Annotated in this window: 4 protein-coding genes and 1 pseudogene; 4 read left to right on the top strand and 1 reads right to left on the bottom strand. The window is 74.2% G+C overall.

The annotated features are described in order from the left end of the window. A pseudogene (locus AB0367_RS27375) lies at window positions 1–195 on the bottom strand (hypothetical protein); the annotation flags it as partial. A gap of 200 nt (window positions 196–395) precedes the next feature. Between AB0367_RS27375 and AB0367_RS27370 the strand changes: the two are divergent. Genes AB0367_RS27370 through AB0367_RS27355 form a run of 4 tightly spaced genes read left to right on the top strand, consistent with a single transcriptional unit; the run spans window position 396 to window position 6,318 of the window. Then, a complete protein-coding gene (locus tag AB0367_RS27370; protein WP_366229298.1) occupies window positions 396–3,824 on the top strand; it encodes an FtsK/SpoIIIE domain-containing protein in 3,429 nt (1,142 codons plus the stop codon). A gap of 15 nt (window positions 3,825–3,839) precedes the next feature. After that, window positions 3,840–4,730 carry a GTPase Era gene (era, locus tag AB0367_RS27365; protein ID WP_366229297.1) on the top strand — a complete coding sequence of 297 codons (891 nt, stop codon included), beginning with the start codon at window positions 3,840–3,842 and terminating at the stop codon, window positions 4,728–4,730. After that, window positions 4,730–5,518 carry a DNA repair protein RecO gene (gene recO / locus AB0367_RS27360; RefSeq protein WP_366229296.1) on the top strand — a complete coding sequence of 263 codons (789 nt, stop codon included), beginning with the start codon at window positions 4,730–4,732 and terminating at the stop codon, window positions 5,516–5,518. Before era ends, recO begins: the two co-directional genes overlap by 1 nt. Beyond that, window positions 5,515–6,318 (top strand): isoprenyl transferase, encoded by an 804-nt coding sequence (locus AB0367_RS27355; RefSeq protein WP_366229295.1) that lies wholly within the window; start codon window positions 5,515–5,517, stop codon window positions 6,316–6,318. The genes recO and AB0367_RS27355 overlap by 4 nt, the downstream gene beginning before the upstream one ends. The last annotated feature ends 67 nt before the right edge of the window (window positions 6,319–6,385 follow it).

Below are 6,385 nucleotides of genomic sequence, written 5' to 3'. Positions count from 1 at the left end.
CGCCCCCCCGGGGGCTTCCCCCCCCCGGCCCCGGGGGGGGGGGGGGGGGGGGGGCGGGGGTGGGGGGGTGCGCGCGCGCCGCCCCCCCCCCCCGCCCCCCCACCAGTCGGGCGCCCACACCCCGTCGGTCTCCCGCCGCCCGCCCGGCCACGACAGCATCCCCGGGTCCCACGCGATGCCCAGCGCGCCGCACATGCTCCAGGAGGGTGACCGACGCCCCGTTCCGCCCGGTTTAGCCGCGTATAGCACAAAATCCTGGCGCGCGTCGATGCGATCCACTCGGCGTTGCGGCGCTTACTGTCGAGGGCGGAGCCCTGCAGAGCGTCCGCCCCGCCACCAGGCTTTCTGGAGACCGACGACGGATCGATGCTGTTCGGGAAGAAGGGGGCCGGCCGATGGACCTGCTGATCGACGTGCGGGTGGCGAGGCGAGATTCGACCGCGACGCTGGATCGCACGGTAAGATTGCGGGCCGACCCGGGCAACGGGGTCGACGACCTGATCACCGAACTTCTGGGGCTCCTCGACCCGGCCGAACGCCCGCAGCAGACCACCTGGGCCTGGCTGCTGCGCACCGGACGGCGGCTCGACCCGCGCAGTCCGCTAGGCGAGCAGGGCCTGCGCTGCGGAGACACGATCCTGCTGGCGCCGCCGGAGATCGCCTGGTCCGGGTCGGCCCTCGGCAAGCCCGGCGAGCCGGACTGGACGCCGGGTTTCCCGAGGCCGGAGCGCACGTCGCGCCCGCACCGCTTCGAGCTGCTCGTCGTGGCCGGGCCGGACGCCGGGATCTGGCTCCCGCTGCCGCCCGGCGAGTTCGTCATCGGCACCGACCGCGCGAGCGACCTGGTCCTCACCGACCCCACCGCCGGGCGGCGCCACCTGCACCTGGGCATCGGCAGTCACGAGGTGGCCGCGACCGACCTGCGCTCGCCCGGCGGCACCCGGCTGGACGGCGAGCCGCTGACGGGCACCGCGACGCTGACCCTCGGCCAGCTGCTGCGCCTCGGGACCACGGTGGTCACGGTCGAGGAGGTGCCGGCGGACCCTCCGGCGCCGAAGGGGCCCCCGCCGGCGGTGTGGCTTCCCGTGGTACCGCATCCGCCCAAACGCCGCCGCCTGGCGCTGCGCCGCCGTGGGGCCGACACGGCCGCGGAGTTCGCGGCGGCCATGGACCGCGCCGAGGCCGACGCGGCGATCAAGCACCGGGCGGTGGTCCAGGCGCGGCGGGCCGAGGCGCCCAGCGTCGCCCACCTGGCGCGGGCCGCCGACCGGCAGGAGAAGCCGGCCCGCCGCCCCGACGACCGGGACTTCCTCACGCTGCGCGCGGCCACCGCCGACCAGCCCAGCCGGCTGCGATTCGAGCAGGAAGCCCCGACCGGCGGCTCGACCGGCGACTTCGACCCCGCGCACATCGAGCGGATCGGCGCGCTGCGGCAGCGGTACGCGATCGATCCCGACGTCCCCGTCGAGGCGGATCTGCGCTGCCTGGGCGCGCTCGGCGCGACCGGCCCGGCCGAGGACCGCCGCGCGGTGCTGCGCTCGTGGGTCGTACAGCTGGCGACCCTCGCCGGCCCGAACGACCTGGCGCTCGTGGTGCTGACCACGCCGTACGAGGCCGAGCACTGGACGTGGACGGGCTGGTTGCCGCACACCCGCACGCTGACCGCCGCGTTCGCGCCGGGCACCCGCACGGTCGCCGCGCGGGAGGACGACCGGCGCCGGGTGCTCGCGCTGGTCGAGGCGCTGCTGCGGCAGCGGCGGCTGGGCCGGCACGCGATCGCCGAGCAGTTCACGCCGCACGTGGTGGTGGTGCTTCCGGATCCCGATTCGGTACCGCAGGCCGCGCTGGCCCGCCTGATCGAGGACGGGCGCAGAGGCGGGATCAGCCTGCTGACCTGCGCCGCATCCACACAGGAACTGCCGGCCGGGGTGGTGGCCCTGGACGGCGAGGGCATCGGCGCGGCGGTCGCCGACCGGGTCGCGCACGCCCTGGCCGCCACCCGTGACGCGGCCGGAGGGGCGGCCCCGCAGGTCGCGCCGCTGGGTGATGTGCTCAAGCTCGGCAGGGAGCCTTCGCCGAGCGCGATCGTGAAGCGCTGGGTCCCGTCGACCCGCGACCGGGGCCTGGCCGCGCCGATCGGGCTCGGCGGCACCGGCCCGGTCGTGGTGGACCTGCGCCGCGACGGCCCGAACGGCATCATCGCCGGCGCCCCGGGCTCCGGCCGCACCTGGTTGCTGCGCTCCTACCTGACCGCGCTGGCGGCGACCTACCCGGCCAACCGTCTCACGTTCGTCCTCGTCGACACCGACGGCGCCACCTTCGCCGAGTGCGCCGACCTGCCGCACACGGTCGGGGTGTTCACCGGCGACGACGCCTTCCAGGCCAGGCGGGTGCTGGTCTCCCTCGCCGCCGAGGTGCGCCGCCGGGAGGCGATCCTGCGCCGGCACGCGGTCAAGGACATCGCCGAGATGGAACGCAGGCACCTGGCCGCGGCCCCGGCCAACCTGCTCATCGTCGTCGCGGAGCTCACCGCGACGCCGGTCGACTTCGTGACCGGCCTGCGCGACCTGGCCCGGCGCGGGCGCCCGGCCGGGGTACACCTGCTGCTGTCCACGGCGCACCCGCACTGCGCCCTCGACGACGACCTGCGCGCGGAGGCGCCGCTGCGCATCGCGCTGCGCGTCGAGGAGGAGCAGGACAGCCTTGAGGTCCTCGAGCGCCCGGACGCCGCCCACCTCTCGCCGCTGCTGCCGGGCCGGGCGTTCGTCCGCGTCGGCGACGCCGACCCGGAGGCGGTTCAGGTCGCCTACGGCGGTGCCCGCTCCCCCGGGGACCGTTCCGGCGGCCCGACGATCGTGACGGAGTGGCGCTTCGAGTCCGGCCTGCACACCCCGCCGCGCACCCCGCCTCTGCCCGCCGCCGTTGCCGCGACGGCGGGCGCCGCACGGGGTACCGGACCGGGTGCCGCGGCCCACACCGCGACGGGCGCCGCGGCCGACGCCACGATGGGCGCTGCGGAGCCCGGTGCCACCGCGGCCGCCCGGTGCGACGACGGCGAGGTCACCGACCTGCGGCGGCTCGTCGCGGCGATCACCACGGCGCACCGTGAGGCCCGCGTGCCGGACCAGCCGCGAGCCTGGCAGCCACCGCTGCGCGCCACATACGACATTTCCGATATCGCCGACTTCGCCGGGGCGCCGGAACACTCCGGACGGGACGTTGAGCACGGCGCGCGGGCGCTCGGGGCCCGCGCGGCGTTCGCGGCGCCGATCGGGATGGTCGACCTGCCCAGCTCGCAGGCGGTGCACGTGTGGCCGCTCGACCTCGACGAGCTCGGGCACCTGCTGGTGTACGGCCCGACCGGCGCCGGCAAGTCGACGCTGCTGGACACCATCGCGGCGTCGTTCGGGCGGCTCTTCGACGCGGCGGCGCTGCGGGTCTGCCGGATCGACGCCGCCGACGTGCCGGCCGCCTTGGCGCTGCTGGGCACGATCGGGGAGCTGGTCGCCGAGCGGGCCGGGCTGGACGAGCAACACGGCGCCCGGGTGCTGGTCCTCGTCGACGGCCACGACCCGCTGCTCAACGACGCGCTGACCGCGGTGGCGGCGGGCGGCAAGGCCGTCGGCGTGCACCTGGTGCTGGCCACCGAGCAGCGCAGCGCCGTGCCGACGTCGCTGTCGCGGCTGATGCCGGGCCGGATCGTGTTGCGCTCCGCCGGCCGCGGGCTGGTCGAGGGTACTGTCGAACTCCAGGTCGCCACCGCGGCCGCCGTGAAGGTCACACCTCTTTCACAACGCCCCCGCCAGTTGCGACTGGAGGTCTGAGTACCCTGAAACATCGTGCAGACCTCTGGTGATTATCGTGCGGGCTTCGCCTGCTTTGTCGGCCGTCCCAACGCCGGCAAGTCGACGCTGACCAACGCGATCGTCGGGCAGAAGATCGCGATCACCTCGCCGAAGCCGCAGACCACCCGGCACACGGTGCGCGGGGTCGTGCACCGGCCGGACTCGCAGCTGGTGCTGGTCGACACGCCAGGGCTGCACCGGCCGCGCACGCTGCTCGGCGAGCGCCTCAACGACCTGGTCCGCTCGACCTGGAGCGAGGTCGACGTGATCGGCCTGTGCCTGCCGGCGGACGAGGAGATCGGCCGCGGCGACCGGTTCATCAGCGGCGAGATCGCCGAGCTCAAGGCGACCCTGGTCGCGGTGCTGACGAAGACCGACCTGGTCGACAAGGGCACCCTGGCCAGGCGCCTGCTGGCGGTGCAGGAGCTGGGCGAGTTCGCCGACATCGTGCCGGTCAGCGCCGTGGCGGGTGAGCAGTTGCACACGCTCGTCGACGTCATGATCGGGCACCTGCCGCGCTCGCCGCAGCTCTACCCGGACGGCATGCTCACCGACGAGCCCGAGCAGGTGCTGATGGCGGAGCTCATCCGCGAGGCCGCTCTGGACGGGGTGCGTGACGAGCTGCCGCACTCGATCGCCGTGCTGGTCGAGGAGGTACTGCCCGAGGACGGCATCACCCGCGTCTACGCCGACATCTACGTGGAGCGCCCGAGCCAGAAGGCGATCGTGATCGGCCACCGGGCGAGCCGGCTCAAGGAGGTCGGCATCCGGGCGCGCCGCGAGATCGAGGACCTGCTCGGCGGCCGCGTGTATCTCGACCTGCACGTGCGGGTGGCCAAGGACTGGCAGCGCGACCCGAAGCAGCTGCGCCGCCTGGGGTTCTGATGTCCGGGTCAGGCTTCCGCGGAAAGCTCTACCGCGACGACGCCGTGGTGCTGCGGGTGCAGAAGCTGGGCGAGTCCGACCGGATCATCACGCTGTTCACGCGCCACCACGGCCGCATCAGGGCGGTCGCGAAGGGGGTGCGCCGCACCACGTCGAAGTTCGGGGGACGGCTGGAGCCGTTCGGCCACGTCGACGTGCAGCTGCTGGAGGGCCGGACCCTCGACGTGATCAGCCAGGTGGAGGGCGTCGACCTGTTCGGGCGGCGGTTTCTGGCGGACTACTCGCGGTACACCCTGGCCAGCGCCATCGCCGAGACCGCAGAGCGGCTCACGCCGGTCGAGCAGGAACCGGCGCTGCGGCTGTTCCAGCTGACGCTGGGCGCCCTGCGCGCGCTGGCCGTCGCCGAGCACGCCGGCAGCCTGGTGCTGGACGCCTACCTGCTGCGCGCGATGAGCGTGGCCGGCTGGGCGCCGGCGCTGCGGGAGTGTGCGGTGTGCGGCACTGCGGGCCCGCATCGGGGCTTCTCCGTGCCGGCTGGCGGCGCGGTCTGCCCCGACTGCCGCCCACCCGGGGCCGCACACCCGGCACCGGCGACGATCGAGCTGATGTCGGCGCTCGTCAAGGGCGACTGGGCGGTCGCCGACGCCGCCCCAGCGGTGCACCAGCGCGAGGCGAGCGGCCTGGTCGCCGCGCATCTGCAGTGGCACCTGGAGCGCGCACTACGCTCGCTCCCGCTGGTCGACCGCGCCGACCGGCCCCTTCGACCACTTCGAAAGGAAAGCTCGTGAGCAGGCAAAGGGACTTCCGCCCGCCGTCGCCACACCCCAGCGGTGCCCGCCCGCCGGCGTTGCCGAAGGAGGCCGTGCCGCAGCACGTGGCGATCATCATGGACGGCAACGGCCGCTGGGCGAAGCAGCGCGGCCTGCCGCGCACCGCCGGGCACACCGCGGGTGAGGCGGCCCTGTTCGACGTGATCGAGGGCGCGCTCGAGCTCGGCGTGAAGTACGTCAGCGCCTACGCCTTCTCCACCGAGAACTGGAAGCGCTCCCCGGACGAGGTCCGCTTCCTCATGAACTTCAACCGCGACACGATCCACCGCCGCCGCGACGAGTTCCACGAGATGGGCATCCGGGTCCGCTGGGCGGGCCGCCACCCCCGGCTGTGGCGCTCGGTCATCAGCGAGCTTGAGTACGCCGAGCAGCTCACCCGGCACAACGACAAGCTGACGTTCACGATGTGCGTCAACTACGGCGGCCGCGCGGAGGTCGCCGACGCGGCGGCGCGTATCGCCGCGGACGTGGCCGCCGGCCGCCTCAAGGCGGACCGGATCTCGGAGAAGACCTTCGCCCGGTACCTCGACGAGCCCGACCTGCCGGACGTGGACCTGATGGTCCGCAGCTCCGGCGAGATGCGCACGTCGAACTTCATGATCTGGCAGGCCGCGTACGCGGAGTTCGTCTCGGTCGACACACTGTGGCCAGATTTCGACCGCCGCCACCTGTGGTACGCCTGCGAGGTCTACGCCAAGCGCGACCGCCGCTTCGGCGGCGCGATCCCGAACCCGGTCATCCCGACGCTGACCACCTGATCGCGCCCTCCACCGCGGGAGGGCTACCGGAAATGTCCGACGCCTGGCAGCATCAGACATTTCCGGA

Origin of the sequence: Dactylosporangium sp. NPDC051484, from assembly GCF_040689395.1 — a bacterium.
In the GTDB taxonomy this organism is placed as follows: Bacteria; Actinomycetota; Actinomycetes; order Mycobacteriales; family Micromonosporaceae; genus Dactylosporangium.
The sequence above is the reverse complement of the archived record's forward strand: the minus strand, read 5'-3'. Positions and strand labels throughout refer to the sequence as shown.